Source organism: Nonomuraea insulae, from assembly GCF_042656245.1.
The window spans coordinates 54453-76301 of sequence record NZ_JBHSPA010000048.1; the positions used below are offsets into that span (position 1 = coordinate 54453).

General features: G+C 70.4%; 18 protein-coding genes. 11 read left to right on the forward strand and 7 right to left on the reverse strand.

Going from position 1 to position 21849, the window contains the following annotated elements; genetic code table 11:
- Positions 1-64: 64 nt before the first annotated feature.
- Entirely contained in the window at positions 65-547 is a 483-nt protein-coding gene (locus ACFPZ3_RS38520) for a cation:proton antiporter regulatory subunit (protein ID WP_379519286.1), read from the reverse strand.
- 416 nt (positions 548-963) lie between these two features.
- On the opposite strand from ACFPZ3_RS38520, the gene ACFPZ3_RS38525 reads away from it, so the two are divergent.
- The 3 genes from ACFPZ3_RS38525 to ACFPZ3_RS38535 all read left to right on the forward strand — a co-directional run bounded on the left by ACFPZ3_RS38525 (position 964) and on the right by ACFPZ3_RS38535 (position 3231).
- Complete coding sequence (locus tag ACFPZ3_RS38525) at positions 964-1608, forward strand: response regulator (RefSeq protein ID WP_379519287.1); 645 nt, start codon at positions 964-966, stop codon at positions 1606-1608.
- A 94-nt stretch (positions 1609-1702) separates the two neighbouring features.
- A complete protein-coding gene (locus tag ACFPZ3_RS38530; protein WP_379519288.1) occupies positions 1703-2137 on the forward strand; it encodes an ATP-binding protein in 435 nt (144 codons plus the stop codon).
- A 50-nt stretch (positions 2138-2187) separates the two neighbouring features.
- Positions 2188-3231 (forward strand): PAS domain-containing sensor histidine kinase, encoded by a 1044-nt coding sequence (locus tag ACFPZ3_RS38535; protein ID WP_379519289.1) that lies wholly within the window; start codon positions 2188-2190, stop codon positions 3229-3231.
- Here the strand turns inward: ACFPZ3_RS38535 and ACFPZ3_RS38540 are convergent.
- Both ACFPZ3_RS38540 and ACFPZ3_RS38545 read right to left on the reverse strand, forming a co-directional pair.
- The gene (locus ACFPZ3_RS38540; protein ID WP_379519290.1) at positions 3228-4388 is read right to left on the reverse strand and encodes an acetate/propionate family kinase; all 1161 of its coding nucleotides are present in this window, start codon (positions 4386-4388) and stop codon (positions 3228-3230) included. The two genes, ACFPZ3_RS38535 and ACFPZ3_RS38540, sit on opposite strands and share 4 nt — an antisense overlap.
- Complete coding sequence (locus ACFPZ3_RS38545; RefSeq protein WP_379519291.1) at positions 4364-6667, reverse strand: phosphoketolase family protein; 2304 nt, start codon at positions 6665-6667, stop codon at positions 4364-4366. Before ACFPZ3_RS38545 ends, ACFPZ3_RS38540 begins: the two co-directional genes overlap by 25 nt.
- A 53-nt stretch (positions 6668-6720) precedes the next feature.
- Between ACFPZ3_RS38545 and ACFPZ3_RS38550 the strand changes: the two genes are divergently transcribed.
- The 5 genes from ACFPZ3_RS38550 (at position 6721) to ACFPZ3_RS38570 (ending at position 12802) form a co-directional block, all read left to right on the forward strand.
- Positions 6721-8427, forward strand: coding sequence for an IlvD/Edd family dehydratase (locus ACFPZ3_RS38550; protein WP_379519292.1), 1707 nt, complete (start codon positions 6721-6723; stop codon positions 8425-8427).
- Positions 8428-8535: 108 nt separating this feature from the next.
- Entirely contained in the window at positions 8536-10167 is a 1632-nt protein-coding gene (pgi, locus tag ACFPZ3_RS38555) for a glucose-6-phosphate isomerase (protein ID WP_379519293.1), read from the forward strand.
- A gap of 1 nt (position 10168) precedes the next feature.
- Positions 10169-11548 carry a glucose-6-phosphate dehydrogenase gene (gene zwf, locus ACFPZ3_RS38560; RefSeq protein ID WP_379519294.1) on the forward strand — a complete coding sequence of 460 codons (1380 nt, stop codon included), beginning with the start codon at positions 10169-10171 and terminating at the stop codon, positions 11546-11548.
- Between the two features lie 48 nt (positions 11549-11596).
- Positions 11597-11950 (forward strand): GerW family sporulation protein, encoded by a 354-nt coding sequence (locus tag ACFPZ3_RS38565; RefSeq protein ID WP_379519295.1) that lies wholly within the window; start codon positions 11597-11599, stop codon positions 11948-11950.
- 225 nt (positions 11951-12175) lie between these two features.
- On the forward strand, positions 12176-12802 hold the full coding sequence (locus ACFPZ3_RS38570) for a LysE family translocator (protein WP_379519296.1): 627 nt from the start codon (positions 12176-12178) through the stop codon (positions 12800-12802).
- A 300-nt stretch (positions 12803-13102) separates the two neighbouring features.
- Here ACFPZ3_RS38570 and ACFPZ3_RS38575 read toward each other — a convergent pair whose 3' ends face one another.
- Positions 13103-13825 carry a VIT1/CCC1 transporter family protein gene (locus tag ACFPZ3_RS38575; RefSeq protein WP_379519297.1) on the reverse strand — a complete coding sequence of 241 codons (723 nt, stop codon included), beginning with the start codon at positions 13823-13825 and terminating at the stop codon, positions 13103-13105.
- Positions 13826-14067: 242 nt separating this feature from the next.
- Between ACFPZ3_RS38575 and ACFPZ3_RS38580 the strand changes: the two genes are divergently transcribed.
- Positions 14068-14697, forward strand: a complete 630-nt coding sequence (locus ACFPZ3_RS38580; RefSeq protein ID WP_379519298.1) for a Uma2 family endonuclease — start codon at positions 14068-14070, stop codon at positions 14695-14697.
- A 27-nt stretch (positions 14698-14724) separates the two neighbouring features.
- Here ACFPZ3_RS38580 and ACFPZ3_RS38585 read toward each other — a convergent pair whose 3' ends face one another.
- Together ACFPZ3_RS38585 and ACFPZ3_RS38590 are read right to left on the reverse strand one after the other, a co-directional pair.
- A complete protein-coding gene (locus ACFPZ3_RS38585) occupies positions 14725-15390 on the reverse strand; it encodes a hypothetical protein (RefSeq protein ID WP_379519299.1) in 666 nt (221 codons plus the stop codon).
- Positions 15391-15666: 276 nt separating this feature from the next.
- Entirely contained in the window at positions 15667-16599 is a 933-nt protein-coding gene (locus ACFPZ3_RS38590; RefSeq protein ID WP_379519300.1) for an SDR family NAD(P)-dependent oxidoreductase, read from the reverse strand.
- Between the two features lie 91 nt (positions 16600-16690).
- Here ACFPZ3_RS38590 and ACFPZ3_RS38595 point away from each other — a divergent pair, with 91 nt between their 5' ends.
- A complete protein-coding gene (locus ACFPZ3_RS38595) occupies positions 16691-17281 on the forward strand; it encodes a TetR/AcrR family transcriptional regulator (protein WP_379519301.1) in 591 nt (196 codons plus the stop codon).
- 127 nt (positions 17282-17408) lie between these two features.
- Here ACFPZ3_RS38595 and pulA read toward each other — a convergent pair whose 3' ends face one another.
- Entirely contained in the window at positions 17409-20225 is a 2817-nt protein-coding gene (gene pulA / locus ACFPZ3_RS38600) for a pullulanase-type alpha-1,6-glucosidase (protein ID WP_379519302.1), read from the reverse strand.
- A gap of 334 nt (positions 20226-20559) precedes the next feature.
- Between pulA and ACFPZ3_RS38605 the strand changes: the two genes are divergently transcribed.
- Positions 20560-21849 carry an extracellular solute-binding protein gene (locus ACFPZ3_RS38605; protein ID WP_379519303.1) on the forward strand — a complete coding sequence of 430 codons (1290 nt, stop codon included), beginning with the start codon at positions 20560-20562 and terminating at the stop codon, positions 21847-21849.

Sequence of the window (21849 nt, forward strand, 5' to 3'; positions counted from 1 at the left end):
CCCAGACCAAGTACGACAGCACCGAACTCGAGAAAGATGACCGCGGTATCGTGCACCCGCGGCCCTACCCTTCTGCCAGGATGCCGGCGACCTCGGCCGTACTGTCTTCACTGCCCACGACGACCACGACGTCTCCGACGCCGAAGATGAAGTCAGGTCCCGGGCTGGCGAACACTTGCCCGCCCCGGACGACCGCGACGATGGAGGCGCTGGTACGGGTCCGCACGCGAGCGTCTCCCATGGGACGGCCCGCGTAAGGGGAGTCGGCCGGAATGGGAAGCTGCACGCTGACCAGGCCTTCGACCTGCTGGTGCAACTGGTTGAGTCGTTGCACGATACGAGGGGCGCCCAGGAGCTCGGCCAGGGCGTCGGCCTCCTCGTCGTTGAGCTTGACCATCTGGCAGACCGCGTCCGGGTCGTCCTTGTCGTAGATGACAAGATCCCGGCGGCCGGTACGGTGCGACACGACGCCAACCCGTTGTCCTTTACGGGTGGTGAAATCGTGTTTCAATCCGATTCCCGGCAGTGCTGTTTGTTCGACCTCCACCTAATCCCACCCGTCCAGATCTACATATTTCCGGACAACCCTACCAACGGCATACCCTTCACCAATCCGCCACACCTGACCACTCCGCCACCCTTTCCACCCTTTCGGCCGCCCGCTCCGGCCCGGACCCTCACCGAGACCCGCTGACCGCTCGCCAGCCGGCCGCCGTCCAGGCTGAGGTCCTTCTAAATGCCCGGCCCCTTGGAAGAAGCGCGGAACGGCCGGCGCTGGGTGTGCTGGTTGGTGGTCGTTTGGGTGCGGAGGTGAGGGGTGGCTCTGCGGGCGGTGGCGAGGTCTCCCTGTGAGGAAACCGTTCGTCGTGGGAGACTGCTGCTGGACCGGAGGGTCACGAAGGGCCCCGAGGTCGATGACGACGTGCACCGCCAGCGGCAGCAACTTCAAAGGGGCAATGCACCATGCCGACCGCCCCCTCGATCCGGTTGGTTCTCGTGGAAGATCATGCGATGGTCGCCGAAGCCATCGGCCTGGCGCTCGGAAGGGCTCCCGGCATCGAAGTGGTGGCCCAGGCGGGCACCATCGCCGGGGCGCTGGCCGATGCCGGCAGGTGCCAGCCCGATGTCGTCGTGCTCGACAGGCGGCTGCCCGACGGCGACGGGATCGCGGCCATCGAGCGGCTGGCCGCCGCCGCGCCCAAGACGCGGGTCCTGGTGCTGACCGGGGAGGCGACCGTGTCGGTGGCGGCCAGGGTCGTGGCGGCCGGGGGCGCGGGGCTGGTGGTGAAGTCGTCGCGGCTGGGCGAACTGGAGACGGCGGTGCGCGAGGTGGCGGCGGGTGGGGTGGTGTTCGCTCCGGGGTTGCTGCCGGGGGTGCTCGCCCGGCTGACCGGCAGGTCCGGGCACGTGGGGTCGGCGTTGACCGCGCGCGAGCGGGAGACCCTGCTCCTCCTGGCCGAAGGGGCCAGCACGCACGAGATCAGCGACCGTCTCGGTGTGGCCCGCAACACCGCGCGCAACCACGTACAACATGTGCTGGAGAAGCTGGGCGCCCGCTCCAAGCTGGAAGCGGTGGCCTTCGCTCGCAGGGATGGGCTGCTGGACTGACGCAAATGCATCAGGACGCGTCCCACATCTGTGTCAGACGACCTAAGGCGCTTGCGTCTCGTGACGGGCCACTGGCCTCCCCGAGAGTAGAGGCGTGGGAAGTGAGGAGGCCGAGACGTACCAGGTGGATACCCGTTTGCCGGAGGAGATGGCCAGCATCACCGTGGCCCGCCGCCTGGTCGGCGTGGCCCTGCGGGAGTGCGGCTATCAGGGGCGGCACGAGGACGCCCTGCTCGTGGTGTCGGAGCTGGTGACGAACGCTCTCGTGCATGGAGACGGCGCGCCCGTGCTGCGGGTGCGGGGCGACACCGATCTGGTACGGATCGAGGTCGGCGATTCCGGCGCCGGTCTGCCGCAGACGCGTGATCCGGGCCCGGCGAGCGGCTGGGGGCTGCACGTCGTCCGGTTGTTGTCCACCGGCTGGGGCATCGCGCCCGGCGAGGGCGGTCCTGCGGAGAGCGGCAAGGTGGTGTGGTGCGAGCTGGCTGCCCGGTTCGCCCCGGTACAGGCCCCCTCGTTCGAAACCTGAACCTCCAACTCCGGGTTTGGCTCTCTGGGCAGGTCGTGAAAGGCTGCGGTATGCCCGAGCATGACCAGCCGCAGGAGGACATGAGGCTGCTCGTCCAGAGCATTCGTGACTACGCCATCTTCATGCTCGACCCGCGTGGCCTGATCGTGAGCTGGAACATCGGCGCCGAACGTATCAAGGGCTACACCGCCGACGAGATCATCGGCACGCATTTCTCCGTTTTCTACCCACCTGAGGACATCGCGTCGGGCAAGCCCGCCAAGGGCCTGGCGATGGCCGCCTCCGAGGGCGGGTGGGAGGAGGAAGGGTGGCGCGTGCGCAAGGACGGCACCCGGTTCTGGGCCACCGTGGTCATCACCGCCCTCTACGACGACGACGGCGGCCTGCGCGGATTCGGCAAGGTGACGCGTGACCTGACCGAGCGGCGCGGCATGGCCAGGGCGCTGGACGAGCGTGGCGTGCTGCTGTCCCGCCTGGTCCAGGCCCAGGAGCGCGAACGCCGCCGCATCGCCTCCGGCGTGCACGACGACACCATCCAGTCCATGGTCGCGGTCGGGACACGGCTGCGGTTATGGGGCGCGGACCTGCCCGGGGAGCTCGCCGTCGCCGCGCACGCGCTGGGCGACGCCGTGGACTCAGCCGTGCACCGCCTGCGCGAGCTGGCCTTCAACCTGCGCCCGCCCGGCGAGGGCCTGGTGGACGGCCTGACCGGCTACCTGGAGCAGACGATGCCCGGCGCGGGCCTGGCATACGAGCTGCGGCACGACCTCGACGGCGAGCCGCCGGAAGAGACCGTGATCACCATCTACCGGATCTGCCAGGAGACCCTGACGAACGTGCGCAAGCACGCCGCGGCGAGCCGGGTCACCGTGGAGCTGGTCTCGCTCGACCGGGGCGTGCACGTACGCGTCCGGGACGACGGCGTGGGCCTGAAATTCGCGGACGGCGAGACGGGCCACCTCACCGGGCACTTCGGGCTGGCCGAGATGCGGGAGCGGGCGGAGGCCGCGGGCGGCTGGTGGAACATCACCGGCACGCGAGGCGCGGGCACGACGGTGGAGTTCTGGGTTCCCGCCATCCCGCACGCCGGCTAGATCAGGTCCAGGGCCTGGCGGGCGATCTCCCACTCCTCGTCCGTCGGGACGACGAGCACGGCCACCTCCGCCCCCGGCGGCGACACCGCCCGCTCCTGCGCCGACTCCGCCCCGTTGCGCGCCGGGTCCACCTCGATGCCCAGGCGCTCCAGCCCGGCCAGGGACTCGGCCCGGGTGGCGGCGTCGTGCTCGCCCACCCCGCCGGTGAACACGATCGCGTCCACCCGCCCGAGCACCGCGTAATAGGCGCCGACGTACTTGCGGATGCGCCTTGTGTACACCTCCAGGGCCAGCCGGGCCTCGGCGTCGCCGCGGGCGCGTACCTCCCGCATGTCGCCCGTGCCCGTGAGTGCGAGCAGGCCGCTCGCGTGCTCGAGCGCGTCCTCCACCTCCTTGGCGTCCAGTCCGGCCACGCGGGCCAGGTAGCCGCCGATGGCGGGGTCGACGTCGCCCGAGCGGGTGCCCATGACCAGCCCTTCCAGCGGGGTCAGGCCCATGGAGGTGTCCACGCTGCGGCCTCCCGAGATCGCGGTGGCGCTGGCGCCGTTGCCCAGGTGCGCCACGATCAGGTTCAGATCGGCCAGGTCGCGGCCGAGGAAGGCGGCGGCGCGGCGGGAGACGTACGCGCAGGAGGTGCCGTGGAAGCCGAAGCGCCGCACGCCCCACTCCCGCGGCACGGCGTAGGTGTACGCCTCAGGAGGCAACGTGAGCTGGAACGCCGTGTCGAACACCGCCACCTGCGGCACCCCGGGGAACGCCTCCCGCGCCACCCGGATCCCCGCCAGGTTCACCGGATTGTGCAGCGGCGCGAGCGGCGCCAGCTCCTCGATGGCCGCGATCACCCCGTCGTCGACGAGCACGGCCTCGGTGAAACGGTCGCCGCCGTGCACGACCCGGTGCCCGACCGCGACGGGATCCAGCGCGGGCCCCGCCGTCTCGAACGCCTCCATGACCGCGGCCAGCCCCTCGCCGTGCCCGGGGAAACGGGCCTCTACCTGGTACGGGGGCTCGTCCTCCACATGGTGCGTGAGCCGCCCGCGCTCCTCGCCGATGCGCTCCACCAGCCCCCGCGCCGGGCGCAGGCGGGTGCGCATGTCCACGAGCTCGTACTTGATGGAGGAGGAGCCGGTGTTCAGGACGAGAATGTGCCTGGCCACGTCCACGTCCTGATCTCCGCCGGATCCTCGCCGTGGTCGCGCGTGTAGGCGCGGGCCCGCAGCCGTTCGTCCATCATGTGCTGGCGCAGGTGCGCCTGCCTGGAGCCCAGCCCCGGCACCCGGTCGATCACGTCCATGACCAGGTGGAAGCGGTCGATGTCGTTGAGCATGCACATGTCGAACGGCGTCGTCGTGGTGCCCTCCTCCTTGTAGCCGCGCACGTGGATGTTGTCGTGGCCGTGCCGGCGGTAGGTGAGCTGGTGGATGAGCGACGGGTAGCCGTGGAAGTTGAAGATGATCGGCCGGTCGGTGGTGAACAACGTGTCGAACTCGGCGTCCGCCATGCCGTGCGGGTGCTCGGACGGCGGCTGCAGCCGCATGAGGTCCACGACGTTGACGACGCGTACCTTCAGCCCGGGCACGTGCTCGCGCAGCAGCGCGGCGGCGGCCAGCGTCTCCAGCGTCGGCACGTCACCCGCGCAGGCCAGCACCACGTCGGGCTCGCTGCCCTGGTCGGTGGAGGCCCACGGCAGGATGCCCAGGCCGCGCGTGTTGTGCGCGATGGCCTCATCCATCGTGAACAGGTCGAGCACCGGCTGCTTGCCGGCCACGATCACGTTCACGTAGTCGCGCGAGCGCAGGCAGTGGTCGCCGACCGACAGCAGCGTGTTGGCGTCCGGCGGCAGGTAGACCCGCACGACCGACGCCTTCTTGTTCACCACCACGTCGAGGAAGCCCGGGTCCTGGTGGCTGAAGCCGTTGTGGTCCTGCCGCCACACGTGCGACGACAGCAGGTACGTCAGCGACGCCACCGGCCGCCGCCACGGGATCTTCTGCGACGACTCCAGCCACTTGGCGTGCTGGTTGAACATGGCGTCCACGATGTGGATGAACGCCTCGTAGCAGTTGAACAGCCCGTGCCGCCCGGTCAGCAGGTAGCCCTCCAGCCAGCCCTGGCACAGGTGCTCGCTCAGCACCTCCATGACCCGGCCGCCGGCGCCCAGGTTCTCGTCCGTCGGCAGCGTCTCGGCGTTCCAGGCCCGGTCGGTGACCTCGAACACCTCCGACAGCCGGTTCGACGCCGTCTCGTCCGGCCCCATCAGCCGGAACGTGCGCGGGTTGGCGGCGATCACGTCGCGCAGGAACCCGCCCAGCACCCGCGTCGGCTCGCTCGACTGCGCGGCCGGCGACTTGACCTCGACCGCGAGCCGCCGGAAGTCCGGCAGCCGCAGCGGTTCGAGCAGCTCGCCGCCGTTGGTGTGCGGGTTGGCGCTCATCCTGCGCGCGCCGCGCGGCACCGTGCCGAGGATCGGCTCGATCGGCCGCCCGTCCGAGCCGAACAGCTCCTCCGGCCGGTACGAGCGCATCCACTCCTCCAGCATGCCCAGGTGGCTCGGGTTCTCGCGGACGTTGGCCAGCGGCACCTGGTGCGCCCGCCACGTGCCCTCCACCGGCTTGCCGTCCACTTCCTTGGGCCCGGTCCAGCCCTTGGGCGTGCGCAGGATGATCATCGGCAGGCGGGCGTCGTCGCCCGCCTTGTACGCGGCCAGCTCCTCGAACGCGGTGTCCAGCGTGCCCGCCATCTCCGCGTGGTCGGCGCCGACCAGGTGGGGGCGGTAGCCGTACCCCTCCATGAGTTTGACGAGGTCGCCGGCCGGGATGCGGGCCAGGATGGTCGGGTTGGCGATCTTGTAGCCGTTGAGGTGCAGGATGGGCAGCACCATGCCGTCGCGGCGGCGGTCCAGCAGCTTGTTGGAGTGCCAGCTCGCGGCCAGGGGGCCGGTCTCGGCCTCGCCGTCGCCGACGATACAGGCCACGACCAGGTCGGGGTTGTCGAAGGCGGCGCCGTACGCGTGCGCCAGCGCGTACCCCAGCTCGCCGCCCTCGTGGATCGAGCCGGGCGTCTCGGGGGCCACGTGGCTGGGGATGCCGCCGGGGAAGGAGAACTGGCGGAACAGCCGCCGCATGCCCTCCACGTCCTGCGACACGTCCGGGTACCGCTCGGAGTACGACCCCTCCAGCCACGCGTGGGCCACCGCCGCGGGGCCGCCGTGGCCGGGACCGGCGATGTAGATCATGTCCTGGTCCCGCTCGCGGATGACCCGGTTGAGGTGCGCGAAGCAGAAGTTCAGGCCCGGCGTCGTACCCCAGTGGCCGAGCAGGCGCGGCTTGATGTGCTCGGGCCGCAGCGGCTCGGTGAGCAGGGGGTTGTCCAGCAGGTAGATCTGCCCGACCGACAGATAGTTCGCCGCCCGCCAGTACGCGTCTATATGGTCCATGCCCTGCTGATTCCTCTACAGAGCGTGATGAATCCCCGATAGGGTTCCGAACTATGGAGTTCAGAAGTTCGCGCTGGTATGCAGGAAATGACCGGAACTCCTATATACACCGGGCATGGATGCGGCGAGGACTGCCGCAGGAGGCCTTCGAGGGCGGCAAACCGCACATCGCGATCGCCAACACCGCCTCCGATCTCACCCCCTGCAACTCCCACCTGAACGAGGTCGCCCAGAGCGTCATGCACGGCGTCTGGGAGGCCGGCGGCGTGCCGCTCAACCTGCCCGTCGTCTCCCTCGGCGAGACGAATGTGCGCCCGACCGCGATGCTCTGGCGCAACCTGGCCGCCATGGCGACCGAGGAGATGTTGCGCGCCAACCCCATCGACGGCGTGGTGCTGCTCGGCGGCTGCGACAAGACCATCCCGTCGCTGCTCATGGCCGCCGCCTCCGTGGACCTGCCCTCCCTCGTGATGCCCGGCGGCCCCATGCTGACCGGCCACTTCCGCGGCGCCCCGCTCGGCTGCGGCACCGACGTGTGGCGGCTCAGCGAAGAGGTACGCGCCGGCACGCTCTCCCGCGAGGCCTTCCTCCGCTCCGAGTCGTCCATGATCCGCAGCCGCGGCCACTGCAACACGATGGGCACCGCCTCCACCATGGCCTGCATGGCCGAGGCCCTCGGCATGACCCTGCCCGGCACCGCCGGCACCCCGGCCCCCGACAGCCGCCTGCTCGAACGCTCCCACGAGAGCGGCCGCCTGGCCGTCGAGCTGGTCAAGGAGGGCCGCCGTCCCAGCCAGGTCATGACCAGGGGCTCCTTCCTCAACGCCATCGTCACCCTGGCCGCCGTCGGCGGCTCCACCAACGCCGTCGTGCACCTGCTGGCCATCGCCGGCCGGCTCGGCGTCGAGCTGTCGCTGGACGACTTCGACCGCACCGGCTCCGGCGTGCCGCTGCTGGCCGACCTGCAACCGGCCGGGCGGCACCTGATGGACGACCTGTTCAGGGCGGGCGGACTGGCGGCCCTGCTGAAGGAGGTCGAGGACCTGCTCGACCCGGCCGCGATCACCGTCACCGGCCGGCCCCTCGTCGAATACCTGGCCGGGGCCGAGATCTGGGACGAGGACGTCATCCGGCGGCGCTCGAACCCGCTGCTGCCCGACGCCGGCATCGCCGTCCTGCGCGGCAACCTCGCCCCAGGCGGCGCGGTGATCAAACCCGCCGCCGCCTCGCCCGAGCTGCTGCGCCACCGCGGCCGCGCCGTCGTCTTCGACAGCGTCGAAGACGTGCAGGCCCGCCTCGACTCGCCCGACCTCGACGTGGACGAGACCTCGGTGCTGGTGCTGCGCGGCTGCGGGCCCAAGGGCTATCCGGGCATGCCCGAGGTCGGCAACCTGCCGCTGCCCGCCAAGCTGCTGGAGAAGGGTGTGCGCGACATGGTACGCATCAGCGACGCCCGCATGAGCGGCACCGCGTACGGCACCGTCGTCCTGCACACCGTCCCCGAGGCGGCGGCCGGCGGGCCCCTGGCCAGGGTGCGCACCGGCGACCCGATCGTGCTCGACGTGGCCGCCCGGCGCCTCGATGTCGACATACCCGACGCCGAACTCGCCGCCAGGCCGCCGGTCACGACCGGATACGCCGCTCCCGTACGCGGCTGGGAACGCCTCTACGTCGAGCACGTCACCCAGGCCGACCGCGGCGCGGACCTCGACTTTCTCATCGGCTCCAGCGGCGACCACGTGGGCCGCGAGTCCCACTGAGGGCTTAAAGACTCCACTGCGCCATGCGCGGAATCAACGACGCGGGGTACGGGGTTACGGGACGATGGACCCAGGCATGATCGGCTTGGCGACGCGAGGAGGAAACACGTGAGCGGCGACATCACCCAGAGCCAGGAATGGGCGGCCCTGGGCAAGCACCACGAGGAGCTGGCCGGCAGCCACCTGCGGGAGCTGTTCGCGCAGGACCCCGGGCGGGCCACGCGCATGACGGTCACCGCCGGCGACCTCTACCTCGACTACGCCAAGCACCGCGCCACGCAGGAGACCATCGACCTGCTCACGGCCCTGGCCGAGCGGGCGGGCCTGCGCGAGCGGATCGCGGCCATGTTCGGCGGCGAGCACATCAACGTCAGCGAGGACCGCGCGGTCCTGCACGTCGCCCTGCGCATGCCGCGCGAGGCCGAGCTCGTCGTGGACGGCCAGGACGTCGTGGCCGACGTGCACGCCGTGCTCGACAAGATGAGCGCCTTCTCCGACAAGGTCAGATCGAAGGAGTGGAAGGGCGCCACGGGCAAGCCCATCGAGACCGTCGTCAACATCGGCATCGGCGGCTCCGACCTCGGCCCCGCCATGGCCTACGAGGCGCTGCGCGACTACGCCGACGCCGGCATCACGGCCAGGTTCGTCTCCAACATCGACCCCGCCGACATCACCGGCAACCTCGCCGGCCTCGACCCGGCGACCACGCTGGTCGTGGTCAGCTCCAAGACCTTCACCACGCTCGAGACGCTCACCAACGCCAAGGTCGCGCGCCGCTGGCTGGTCGACGCGCTCGGCGAGGACGCCGTCTCCAAGCACTTCGTGGCCGTCTCCACCAACGCGCCCAAGGTGCAGGAGTTCGGCATCGACACCGACAACATGTTCGGCTTCTGGGACTGGGTCGGCGGCCGCTACTCCTACGACGGCGCCATCGGCCTGTCCCTGATGATCGCCATCGGGCCCGAGCGGTTCCGCGAGATGCTCGCCGGCTTCCACACCATGGACGAGCACCTGCGCACGGCCCCGTTCGAGGCCAACATGCCGGTGCTGATGGCCCTGCTCGGGGTCTGGTATAACGACTTCTTCGGAGCCGAGACCCGCGCCGTCCTGCCCTACAGCCAGCGGCTGCACCGCTTCCCCGCCTACCTCCAGCAGCTCACGATGGAGTCCAACGGCAAGTCCGTGCGCGCCGACGGCACCCCCGTCACGGTCAGCACCGGCGAGATCTTCTGGGGCGAGCCGGGCACCAACGGCCAGCACGCCTTCTACCAGCTCCTGCACCAGGGCACCCGGCTCGTCCCCGCCGACTTCATCGGCTTCGCCGAGCCCCACGAGGACCGCGAGGGCATGCACGACCTGCTCATCGCTAACCTCCTGGCCCAGACCACGGCGCTGGCGTTCGGCAAGACCGCCGAGGAGATCGCGGCCGAGGGCACCGCGGCGGAGATCGTCCCGCACAAGGTGATGCCCGGCAACCGCCCCACCTCCACCATCCTCGCGCCCAAGCTCACCCCCTCCACGCTGGGCCAGCTCGTCGCCCTCTACGAGCACATCGTCTTCGTCGAGGGCACGATCTGGGGCGTCGACTCCTTCGACCAGTGGGGCGTCGAGCTGGGCAAGAAGATGGCGCTCGACCTGGCGCCCGCGCTCACCTCCGACGAGCCGCCCACCACCTTCCCCGACACCTCCACGGAAGAGCTCATCCGCAAATACCGGGAGCTGCGCGGAAGGCGGGTCTGAGATGGAGCAGGAGAGTGACCAGGCGGGCGCGCTGGTCCTGTTCGGCGTCACCGGTGACCTCGCGCGCAAGATGCTGCTGCCCGCGCTCTACCACCTGACCGCCGACAGCCGCCTCGACCTGCCGATCATCGGCGTGGCCAAGACCGACCTCGACCTCGACGGGCTGCGCGAGCACGCCCGCGAGGCCTGCGGCGGCGTCAGCGACGCGGCCTTCGAGAAGCTGGCCGGCAACCTGCGGCTGGTCGCCGGCGACTACCGCGACCCCGGCACGTTCGCCCGGGTGCGCGAGGAGGTCGAGGGCAAGGGCTTCCTCGTCCACTACCTGGCGACCCCGCCGTCGCTCTTCTCCGCGGTCGCCGAGGGGCTGGCCGGGGCGGGCCTCAACAAGGACGCGCGGCTCGTGGTGGAGAAGCCGTTCGGAAACGACCTCGCCTCCGCCCGCAGCCTCAACGGCGAACTGCTCCAATTCTTCGACGAGGATCACCTGCGCCGGGTCGACCACTTCCTGGGCAAGGAGCCGGTCGAGGACCTCATGGTCTTCAGGTTCGCCAACACGCTGCTGGAGCCCATCTGGAACCGCGCCCACATCCGCAGCGTGCAGATCACCATGGCCGAAGACTTCGACGTACGCGACCGGGGCGCCTTCTACGACGCCAACGGCACCATCCGCGACGTCGTCCAGAACCACCTGCTGCAACTCCTGGCCATCCTCGCCATGGACCCGCCGCCCTCCACCGACGCCCGGGCCCAGCTCGACGAGAAGTGGCGGGTGCTGCGCGCGGTCCAGGCCGTCACGCCCGCCGACGTGGTGCGCGGCCAATACGACGGCTACCTCTCCACCGACGGCGTCCGCCCCGGCTCCACCACCGAGACCTACGTCGCGCTGCGCGCCTACATCGACAACTGGCGCTGGGCCGGGGTGCCGTGGTGCATCCGCTCCGGCAAGGCCATGCCGACCACCGACCTGGAGATCGTCGCCGAGCTGCGCAGGCCGCCGGTCACGATGTTCGGCAACGGCGGCGCGCCCGACAGCCCCAACCTCGTCAGGTTCCGGCTGCAGCCCGACGCCGGGGTGACCTTCGACCTGCTGGCCAAGGAGCCGGGCAAACAGCACACCCGCCCGGTGCCGGTCAGCGTCGACTTCACCAAGGTGCTCGGGCCCATGGAGGCCGCCTACGAGCGCATCCTGACCGACGCCCTCAGCGGCGATGCGCGCAGGTTCGCCAGGTTCGACCTGGTGGAGGAGTCGTGGCGGATTGTCCAGCCGGTGCTCGACCTGGCGGATCGGCCTCTGCCGTACGAGAAGGGGTCCTGGGGGCCTGAGCCGGCGGCGGACATCCCGCCTGGTGGCTGGCACGAGATCTCCACCACGTTCGACTGACGGAAACCCATGTTCGACGGGACGGCGGGCCGGGGCCACGATGGGGGGATGGACATCATGGAACTGCTGGAGAAGTCGAAGGACATCGCGACCGTCAAGCGCGTTTTCGGCGAGCCGATCCAGCACGGCGACATCGTCGTCATCCCCGTAGCCAGGCTCACCCAAGGGGGCGGCGGAGGTCAGGGTCAGGGCAAGGGGGAGAAAGGTGAGGAGGGCGGAGGCGGCGGCGGTGGCTTCGGCTTCGGCGCCACTCCGGCCGGCGTGTTCGTACTCAAGGACGGCGACGCGCTGTGGCGGCCCGCCATCGACGTCAACCGCATCGTCATCGGCGGGCAGCTCGTGGCGGTGGTGCTGCTGCTCACGCTGCGCACCATCTTCAAGAAGTGGCACCGCAAGCGCTGACAAGCCCGGACGGCCGCCCCGCAGATCGACCCGCTCCACGTCACGCAGCCGCCCGCCCACGCCTCCCCGACCCCAACCCGCCGGGGGCGCCCGGCCACGCCTCCCCGACCCCCGGCTGTAGCCTGCCGGGTGGATGTCGTGACCTTGGTCGGGAGGGTGAGGTGCTGGCCGGGTAGGGGTGGTGATCTCGATCCGGGAGGGCTGTGTGCTCGTAAGGTGGACGTCATGACCTCTATGGCGCAGATTGCGGCTTTCGGCGGAGTGATTCTCCTTGGGGCGATGTCACCCGGCCCCGACTTCGCGGTGGTCGTGCGCCGCTCGGCCGTCTCGGGACGCGGGCACGGCATGGCGGCCGCGGCGGGGATCGCGGTGGGCGTGTTCGCCTGGGTGGTGGCGGTCGCCACCGGCATCGCGGCGCTTCTGGCCGCCTCGGCTGTCGTGTTCACGGTGGTCAAGGTGGTGGGGGCCGCCTACCTGCTCTACCTCGGGATCAAGTCACTGCGCGCGGCCCGGCGCGGGGGCGGGACCCTCTCGCTGGACGTCCCGGATCCTGGAGGACGCGGCTCGTGGGCGGCGTTCGTGGAGGGATTGCTGACGAACGTGCTCAACCCGAAGGCAGCCCTGTTCCTCATCGCCCTGGTGCCCCAGTTCCTCGGCTCCGGGGCGTCCGCGCTGATGTTGTCGGTGGTGGCGCTGGCGGGGACGGTCGCCTGGTTCCTGGTGGTGGCGAACGTCGTGGGCGCGCTCCGCAAGCTGTTCGCCCGCCCGGCCGTCCGCCGCGCGGTGGACGGTCTGACCGGCATCGCCCTCATCGGCCTCGGCATCAAACTGGCCGCCTCCAGCCGCCCATAGCAGCCCTCCACCGTCCGTAACGGCCCTCCAGCCGCCCGTAGGACCCTCAAGGCACCCGTAAAACGGCCCTCCGGACGGCCACAACGGCACAACGGCTTGGCGGCCGTCGCCCGCGCGCTATCAGGCTGAGCGGGTCCCGTCATGGATCCCGCGTGGTTATCAGGTTGAGCGGGGTGCTGTCATGAGCCCCGGGCGGTTATCAGGCTGAGCGGGTGCCGTCTCATGAGCCCCGCGCGGTCATCAGGTTGAGCGGGGTGCCGCTATGTGACCCGGGCGGTCATCGGGCTGAGCGGGGTGCCGTTAAGAGACCGTCACGCCGAGCAGGTGGCCCAGGCCGAACGTGACGGTGGCCGCGCCGATGCCCAGGGCGAGTTGGCGCAGGCCGCCCAGCCACCACGGGCGTGCCGTCATCACCGCCACCGCGGCGCCGAAGCCGAACAGCGCCAGCACGCTCACCACCAGCGCCACCACCAGACCGGACGCCCCGAACAGGAACGGCGCCAGGGGCACGAGGGCCCCGGCGGCGAAGGCGCAGAAGGAGGAGCCGGCGGCCAGGTAGGGGGAGGGCAGGTCGTCGGGGTCGACGCCCAGCTCCTCACGTACGTGCACCCGCAACGCCTGCTCAGGATCGGCCGACAGCCCTTCGGCCACCCGCTCGGCCAGCTCGGGGTCGAGCCCGCGGGACCGGTAGAGTGCCGCCAGCTCGGCACGCTCGCCGACGGGGTTGCGCGCCAGTTCCCGGCGTTCGACGGCGATCTCGGCCCGCATCAGCTCGGTCTGGGACTTCACGGACGTGTACTCGCCGGCCGCCATGGAACACGCCCCGGCGATCAGCCCGGCGCACCCGGCCAGCACCGCCCCCTGCCCGGCCCCGGCTGCCCCGACGACTCCGGCGATCAGCGCGAAGTTGGACACGAGCCCATCCATCGCCCCGAACACCGCCGGCCGCAGCCAGCCGCCGGTGACGTCCCGGTGGTTGTGGTGCTGCTCGGGGGAGTGTGGCCGGGCGAGCTCGATGGTCATGTATGTCCTCCAATTACATGATTTCTCCCCTAAATGTGGCATATCCGAACTGGGGTTCGCAACGAAGGAGAGGCTTGCCTGGCCTGCGCTCCTCACGGAGAGTGAACGAATGTTCGCAGAGGGAGGGCGATCCGGGTCAAGCGATGGTAATGTGATCACGTCACTCGGTGTGATCGCGCGAATGCGGATGGCCGCCTAAGGTCATGGCGTGCGAGACTCGGTATATGGAAGGTGGCGACGACATGAGTGCTCTGCCGAATGAGGGCTGGTTGATCGCGCATCCGCCGCCCAGCCATACGCCCCTGTTCCCGCTCACCAAAACCGCCGGTTACACCGCCGATGAGTGGCTCAGGCTGCCCCAAACCGGGGAGCGCATGGAGCTGATCGACGGGAGTCTCGTGGTGCAGGGCGTGCCAGCCCCCAATCATGCCATCTGCGCCGGGCGGCTGGCGCGTGTGCTTCTTGACGCGGCGCCGGACGATCTTGAGGTGGCCGAAGCGGTCGGAACCTTGGTGGGTGACGATGGCCTCATCCCCGACGTCGTGGTTGCGGATGCGGAGGTGATGACTTCTGGAATGCAGGGGATCTCGTTCCCCGACGTCGTCGCAGTGGCCGAGGTCGTGAGCCCCGGAGTGGGGAACAAGAAACGCGACTACGAGATCAAACCGCCCAAATGCGCGGCAGCCGGCATTCCCACCTTCATACGCGTAGAGCTCGAAGGGGACGGCGCACCCTGGGTCGAGGTGTTCCATCTGCGTGGGGGGCGTTACGAGCTTGCCACGGCCGCGAAAGCCGGTGAGGTGCTCACTCTGACCCAGCCGTGCCTTGTCTCCTTCGATCCCGCGATTCTGACCGGCCGCCGCAAACCCTGAGTCGGTTCACGGCGGCGTCAAACAGGATCAGGCGTGGACCGGGGGCGCGACAGCGGAGGTCTCGCTCTCCTGGCCGCGGATCAGGGCGTCGCAGTCCGTGATCGTCTCCTCCAGCAGCGTGCGCAGCAGTGCGTCCGGGTCGGGGATGCACGCCTGTACGACCCCCACCACGGCGAGTTGCACCGCGTTCGGCGCCGCGTACCGGCGGAAGCCCTTGTCCGTGATGCGGGCCGCACGGCTGAAGCGCCTGGCCTGTTCGGCCGCGTGCGGGACCTCCTCCATGGCGCGGCGGCTGCGCTCGCTCAGGGTGCCCGACGGTGTCCCGTCGAGCCGGGCGAGCATCTCCTCCGCGGCCAGCACCGAGACGGCCAGGGCGAGCTGGCGTTCGGCGGCGGCCACCGGGAGGGCCGTGGTGGCGCAGCGGAGCGCGATGCGCGCGTCCACGCGCAGGTCGTCGCTGGCCAGGCCGATGATGGAGGGCACCAACTGGACGAGCTTGGCGCGGCTCTCGTCACCGGTGTTGTCGTTGACCAGGCGGGCGAGTGCGGCCAGCAGCGGATGCGTGCAGGCCGGATGGTCGCTCCAGCGCTCCCCTGCCAGGTAGGAGGCCAGTTCCATGAAGCAGGCACCGCGTTTGGGATTGCGATGTCTGCCGCGGGACAGGACCGGCATGTGATCAAGGAAATTGTCCACGGGTGCTCCACTGCTCCACGCGATCGCCGTTTTAACAGTTTGCGCCGTCGTGCGGCTCATTGCCAGTGATGCGGGGTGTTCGTCATGAACGTTCCCGCTACCCGCCCGGGCCACACTTAGACCCCCGCGAATTGCCCGCCCCGGCCGCATCCGGCCCGCTTGCCCGCCCCGGCCGTACGGCCGCACCCGGCCCGCTTCTCCGCCCCGGCCGTACAGCCGCACTCGGCCCGCTTGCTCGCCCCGGCCGTACAGCCGGGGCGGTCGCACCCGGTCCGCCTAACCGAGGATCGAGCTGGGATCGAGGCCGGTCAGGCCGGAGCTGGCGGACCAGAGGCGGGCCGCGAGCTCGGTGTCGGCCAGGGGGCCTCGGACGGGCTCGGGCGTGGGCAGGCCGCGGATCCCGAAGGTCCGGGGTCCCCAGAGCTGGCCGCCGCGTACGGACGGGTCGAGGACGGCCCGGACGGCGGGCCAGGCGGCGGCTTCCTTGCCCTGGAGGAGGAGGCCGGCGGGCAGGCCGCGCAGTCGTTCGCCGGTGGTTCTGAGGCGGACGGGCGGGCGTGAGGGGGTGAGGGAGTCGAGTGCGCCGCCGGGATGGGTGATCACGCTCAGCGTCGTGCTGCCGGCGGCGCGCAGGCGGCGGTCGAGTTCGAGGCCGAAGAGCATCTGCGCGAGTTTGGAGCGCGCGTAGACGCGCTTCGGCCGATAGTCGCGCGTGCTCTGCAGGTCGTCGAGGTCCAGGGTCTCGGACTTGGCCGTGAAACTGCCGGTGGTGACGACGCGGCTCGCGGGTGCGGCCGCGAGCAGGGGCGCCAGCCACCAGGTCAGCGCGAAGTGCCCAAGGTGGTTGGTGGCGAACATCAGTTCGTGGCCGTCCTCGGTCTCGCGTCGTGGTGGCCGGTCGAGCAGCACGCCGGCGTTGCAGACGACCGCGTCCAGTCTTTCCAGCCGCAGGGCATCCGCGGAGATCTTGAGCGAGGAGAGATCGGCGAGGTCCAGGGGGATGTGACGGATGTGCGCGCCGGGGACGCGGGCGCGGATCGAGGACCGCGCGGCCTCGGCCTTGGCGGCGTCACGGCTGCCGAGGACGACGGTCGCGCCGGTGCCGGCGAGTTGTTCGGCGACGAAGTATCCGATGCCCGCGTTGCCGCCGGTGACGAGGAAGTTCTTGCCCTCGGCGCGTGGCAGGCGTCGTACGTCCCAGGGGGACATGTCCGGCTCCTTGCGACAGAAATCTGAACTGGCTCTGAAACTATAATCACTATAGATTCAGATGCGTTCCGGGTATCGCTACGATGAGGGCATGCCGACGACGATGGGACGCCGCGAGCGTAAGAAGGCACAGACCCGCCGGGCCTTGTCGGACGCCGCGTTGCGGCTGTTCTCCGAGCACGGCTACGACGGCGTCACCGTCGCTCAGATCGCCGACGAGGCGGACGTCTCCATCGCCACCCTGTTCGCGCACGTACCGGACGGCAAGGACGCGCTGATCTTCGACGACGGCGCCGAACGATCCGTCTGGCTGGTCGCCGCCATCCGCGACCGGCCCGCCGGCCAGTCCATCCTGCGGGCCCTGCGCCACTGCCTGGCAGGCCGGGGGCCCTTCGCCGACGATCTCCCGGCCGACCTGCGTCGCAAGCGCGACCTGATCGTCAGCACGCCCGCCCTGCGCGAATACTCACGCAGGCTCTGGATAGCCGGCGAGGCGGCCCTGGCCGAGGCGATCGCCGCCGGGAGCGGCCGCGACCCCTCCGACATGACCATCCGCACTCTCGCCCGCTACGTCCTGGAGATCCCCGAGCTCGCGGGCGCGGAACCCGACCCTCTGGCCGCGATGAACGCCATCTTCGACCTGCTGGAACACGGCTGGCCCGAAGCGAAGGAGACGACCTGACGCGAGCGCTCAAGTCCCCAAGCGCAGGAGGCGACCTGACGCGAGCGCTCAGGTCCACAGCGCAGGAGGCGGCCTGACCCGCTAGTGCTCAGATCCCAAGCGCAGGAGGCGACCTGACCGCGAGCGCTCAGGTCTCGACGAACACCGCCACCGTGCGGGCCGGGACCGTCAGGGCGCCGGTGGCCGGGTCGAAGGACGACCGCCGCACGATCGGGTCGGACGAGCCCGCCTGTACGGGGTGCAGCGACACCTCCCGGTCCGCCAGCGACGGCATCGCCTGCGTGTGCTCCGACGGCGTGGCGTTGAAGACGACCGTGACCGACCTCCAGCGCGGGTCCAGGCCGCCGGTGCCGACGTGCATGGCGATCACACCCTCCGCCGAGGAGGGGAACGTCAGCCGCCCCCGCACCTCGGCCAGCGACCCCAGCGCGAACGCCGGGGACGACGCCCGGATCCGCAGCAGCTCGCCGTACCTGGCGCGGGCGGCGTTGATCGCGGCGCAGTCCGGCTTCAGCGCCGGGTCGGCGAGCAGCGGGCGGGCGTAGGGCCATTTGGCCTCGTTGTCCGCGCGCGGCGGCAGGCCGGAGCCGAACCCGTTGCCCTGCGCGCAGTCCCACAACAGCCGGTTGAACCAGTCGCCGGAGTCGTAGGAGTTGCGGTCGAGCGACTTCGAGCGCAGCCGTTCGCTGCCCGCGTGCACGAACGTCGTCCCCTGCGAGAGCACGGCCGTGGCCAGCGACAGCGCCTGCATGCGGACCCGGTCGGCCATCGGCGTCTCCTGGGGCAGCTTGTAGGCCAGCGCGTCGAACAACGTCTCGTTGTCATGCGCGTCCACGTACGTCACCGCCTCCCCGGGCGCGGCCGTGTACCCGGCGGGCGAGCCGTTGTAGTCGACCTCCGACCCCTTCCTGCCCGACGGCAGCACGTAGTCGGCCAGGTTCCCGGTCAGCCCGATCCTGATCAGGTCGCCGTAGTCGGCCAGTCGCGCCCGCTGCTGCTCGGCCGTGCCGTTGGCCAGGGAGCCGTTGGGCGCGCCCGCCAGCCCCGAGCCGAAGCCCTGCACGCGCGGGTCCTCGTCGAACGGGCCGCCGCCGCGCACCGCGTCACGCAGCCGGTCGGTGAACGTGCCGATGCCGGTGCCGGCCAGGTTGGCCTGCGTGGCCTGCTCGAACCTGGCGTCGCCGGCCACCTCGCCGAAGTTCCAGCCCTCGCCGTACAGGATGATCGATCTGCCGTCCACGCCGTCCCTGGCGGGCGTGAGCGAGTCGAGGGCGCGGCGGACGGCGAGCAGGTTCGCCTTCGGGTGGTGGCCCATGAGGTCGAAGCGGAAGCCGTCGATCTTGTACTGCCTGGCCCACGTGACGATCGAGTCCACCACGAGCCTGCCCATCATCGTGTGCTCGGGCGCGGTGTTGGCGCAGCAGGTGGAGGTGGCCACGCTGCCGTCGTCCAGGAGGCGGTGGTAGTAGCCGGGCACGATCGGGTCGAGCACGTCGGTGGAGTGGGTGTGGTTGTAGACCACGTCCATGACCACGCGCAGCCCGGCCCGGTTGAGTCCGGCGACCATGCCGCGGAACTCCCTGGTCCGGTCGTCGGGGTCGGTCGCGTATGAGCCTTCCGGCACCGTGTAGTGCAGGGGGTCGTAGCCCCAGTTGAAGGAGTCCTTGACGGCGGTGCGCGCGACGCACTCCTGCTGCCGCTCGGAGTCGGCGGGCAGCGCGGCGAAGTCGCACGCCGGCTCGGTCCTGTCGGCCCTGCGCTCGGGGATCGTGGCGAGGTCGAACACGGGGAGCAGGTGGACGTGGGTCAGTCCGTCGGCCGCCAGCGAGCGCAGCTCCCGCATCCCGGCCGAGTCGCCTCCGAAGGCCGCGTACGTGCCGCGCAGCGACGCCGGGACGGTGGCGTCGGAGGCGGAGAAGTCGCGTACGTGCAGCTCGTAGATCGAGGCCCGGTCCTGCGGCACCGGCCCGGGCTTGGCGAGGCGGTCCCAGCCCGGGGGCTTGAGCGAGGCGCTGTCGAGGCTGACGAGCCGGCTGCGCACCCCGTCCGTGGTGACGGCCAGGCTGTACGGGTCGGTGACCTCGTTCGTCACGACTTTTCCGGCCTTGGGGGAGTAGACCGTGACGAGGTAGGTGTACTCGCGGCCCAGCCACGCCAGCGGACCCTGGATCGACCACACGCCGGTCTCGTCGTCGCGCCGCATCGCGTGCACGGTGCGGCCGCCGGAGCCGTACAGGGCCAGGTCCACCCTCCGCGCGGTCGGCGCCCACAGCGCCAGCCTCCCACCGGACGGGCCCAGCTTCGCGGTCGCGGCCTTGGCGTACAGGTCGTCCAGCACCCCAGGGATCTGCACGCCCGTCGCCGTCAGCAGCGTGCCGGAGGTGTCCCGCCGCACGGCCACGACCTGGCCGCGCAGCGCCCGCCGGACGAGGCCGGCGTCCCCGGGGTCCACCTTGAAGGCCGCGTACGACGCCAGGTGCGGCCACTGCCGTTTCTGCTCGTCGCTCAGCGTGCCGGGGACGAGCCGGATGAGCCGCAGGTCACCGGTGAGATCGCCGCCGGCGTAGGCGATGTCGCCCTTGGCGCTGAAGGCCAGGAAGTGCCGCGCCGACGGCTCCGCCTGCCAGGCCACCGTGTCCCGGTCGATCCAGTGGGCCCTGGCCTGGCCCAGATCGACGCCGGTGGCGGCCGGTCGCCGCTCCGCCGGCAACTGGACGGCGGGCAGCTCCTTGTCGATGGCACTCAGGTTCTTCGCCCCCTCGGCGGCGCCGCCCCGCACGTGCGGCCCCCCGTCGTCGTCGTTCCCGCCGGGGCGGAGGTGATGCGGGAAGGCGGCGGTCCTGACGTCCGCCCCGGGCCCGACGGAGGGGGCGCCCGACAGGAGCAGGACGGTGGTGAGACCGGCGCTGAGCAGCCGGGACGCGACGGGTAATGGCCAGAGCACCATGGCCTCCACAAGTCGTCATTTCGAGGGTGTTGCCCGGAAGTTACTCACCCCACTCGATCTTTGCAATCCTTTCTGGAAATTTCTGAAATGTCGGGAACCCCAACCTGGCGCGCGCGCCAGCAGACGCAGGGCGGAGGAGGGTTCACAATGAGGGGCGGCGCGTATCAGTGGCGATGACCTGCGGAAATGCCCGAAGCGCGGGAGATATCCGCTAGGAAGAATCAATGTAACAACTTGCAGAAACCTTACGACTCCATCTACCGGTGAGCGTCACGGCGGCGTAACCTCCGGCTTACTCCGACCTCCGACCGAGCTGTGAGGAGAAGGACCTATGCGACGACACTTACCAGCCGCGGCAGTCGTTGCGGCATTCGCTCTGGCGCTGTCCGCTTGTGGCGGCGGCGGTGGTGAGACGGCCGCTCCGGCCGCGTCGGCCTCCGACCCGTCGAAGGTGAGCGGCGAGCTGACCTGGTGGGACACGACCCGTCCGGAAAGCGAGGGGCCGACCTTCCAGGCGTTGATCAAGGAGTTCGAGGCCAAGTATCCGCAGGTCAAGGTCAAATATGTGAACGTGCCCTCCGACCAGGCGCAGAACCAGTTCCAGACCGCCGCGCAGGCCGGTTCGGGAGCGCCGGACGTGATCCGGTCCGAGGTGGCGTGGACGCCGCAGTTCGCCTCGCTGGGATATCTGCAGCCGCTGGACGGCAGCAGGGCCGTGGACAAACCCGACGACTTCCTGCCGGGGCCCTTGAGCAGCACCAAGTACAACGACAAGACCTACGCCGTGCCGCAGGTCACCGACACGCTCGCGCTGATCTACAACAAGCGCCTGCTGAAGGAGGCCGGCCACGAGGAGGCCCCCAAGACGATCGCGGAGTTGAAGCAGACCGCACTCGACGTCAAGGCCAAGACCAGCGTGGCGGGGCTGGCGCTGAACGTCGACTCCTACTTCCTGCTGCCCTTCATGTACGGCGAGGGCGGCGACCTCCTCGACGTCGCCAACAAGAAGATCGTGGTCAACTCCCCGGCGAACGTGAAGGCCATGGAGACCGTCTCCGACCTGATCACCTCCGGCGCCGCACCCAAGCCCGCCACCACGGAGAGTTACGCCAACGCCATGACCGCCCTCAAGGAGGGCAAGGCGGCGATGATCTACAACGGGCCGTGGGCGCTGTCGGAGATCTACCAGGGCAAGGAGTTCAAGGACAAGAAGAACCTCGGCATCGCCCCGGTCCCGGCCGGGTCGGTGAAGGCGGGGGCGCCCACGGGCGGCTGGAACCTGGCCATCTACGCGGGGTCGAAGAACATCCCGGCCGCCTACGAGTTCGTCCGGTTCATGACCACCGCCGAGGCGCAGGCGAAGATCGCCAAGGAGATCAGCCTCCTGCCCACCCGCACCTCCGCCTACTCCAGCCCCGACGTGCAGGGCAACGCCGACGTGGCGGTGTTCAAGCCGATCATGGACACGGCGGTCGCGCGGCCCTGGATCCCCGAGGGCGGCCAGCTCTTCCAGCCGCTGCTGGAGGGCTACCAGTCGCTGGTGGGCGGCACGTCCGCCCCCGCGGACATGCTCAAGAAGGTCGATGAGCAGTACCGCGGCATCATGAAGGACTGGAGCTGA